Source organism: Ruminococcus sp. OM04-4AA, assembly GCF_003462585.1.
Classification (GTDB): domain Bacteria; phylum Bacillota; class Clostridia; order Lachnospirales; family Lachnospiraceae; genus Mediterraneibacter; species Mediterraneibacter faecis.
Map to the genome: position 1 here is coordinate 1 of NZ_QTZH01000155.1, position 1103 is coordinate 1103.

The 1103-nt window shown below is 38.0% G+C and carries 1 protein-coding gene; it reads right to left on the bottom strand.

The window, feature by feature from the left end; genetic code table 11:
* Nucleotides 1-79: 79 nt before the first annotated feature.
* Nucleotides 80-760 carry a metallophosphoesterase gene (locus tag DXB52_RS15865; protein ID WP_181989240.1) on the bottom strand — a complete coding sequence of 227 codons (681 nt, stop codon included), beginning with the start codon at nucleotides 758-760 and terminating at the stop codon, nucleotides 80-82.
* Nucleotides 761-1103: the final 343 nt, after the last annotated feature.

The window sequence follows — 1103 nt, forward strand, 5'->3', positions numbered from 1 at the left end:
TATCTTTCAAAAGAACGATATTTTCACCAAGGGGGATGTCTACCCTTTTTTAGCCAGAAAATAAGAGCAATTTTTTCATTTAACTATTGACATTTATTAGCTGGACTTCTGCCTTTAAAGTAGCAGCTTCCCTTTTTGCATAAGCTACTGCATCCTGAAAGTCCAAGTCCTCCACATTAGATGGTGTTGTCTTATTTTTCATCTCCGGATCACTTACACCAAACACACCGATCTTCAGTGTTTTTCCATTTTTTGTAATCTCTTTTACAAGTTCATCCGTATCAAAAAAGGATGTCCCATCTGCATTTTTGATGTTACCGGATAAAATTTTGACATTAGCAATTCCACCAAGCTCTTTTAAACGCTCTTTTCCATAACTCCAGTCATGGTTTCCTGTGGTCATCGCATCATATCCACAAGCTTTCATCAGTTTTGCCACCGATTCTCCCTTTACTAGTGTCGCAATCGGTTGTCCATGAAAGGTATCTCCGGAATCCAGCATCAGCGAACCGTCCGCTCCTTCCGTAAATGTCTGTGCAATTCCACTCAGTCGATCCATTCCGATCACCTGATTGTAATCGTCTTCCTCTACCCGCGCATGAATATCATTGGTATGTACGATTTTCACATCAAAAATTGTACTTTCAGATGCATTTCCATCCTGCGCCTGTACCGGCATTGCCCCAAATAATCCGAAAACTATCCCAAATATCAGCAAAAGTACCGTTACCTTATTCCATTGTTTTTTTAATTTCTTCATCTTACTCCTTCCTTTAATGAAACGGACATTCGTAATCCACATTCACTACTTGTTTATGAAAACAGCCCATTATATGGTTTGTTTTCATATTGTTTCCTTTCCTTTTATTATATGTAAAAAGCTGTAAAATTCAATACCTGACATACAACATCCACGAACTTCAACTATTGTCCTAAAAGTACAAATTATCTTTCTGGAAAATAACACAGAAAGGATGGGGCTGCCGCTTCACGATTGAACTGCTCCCCGTCAAGTAGACAATTGAAAAAATATAAATTTTTCCTACCAGCAGAAATTTATCTGCTGGCAGTTTTTATGCAGCTTGCAAGTAAATTTCATGTTT

Excerpts from the sequence above, each read along its gene's own strand:
- DXB52_RS15865 (WP_181989240.1), bottom strand. The coding sequence starts at position 760 with ATGAAGAAATTAAAAAAACAATGGAATAAGGTAACGGTACTTTTGCTG.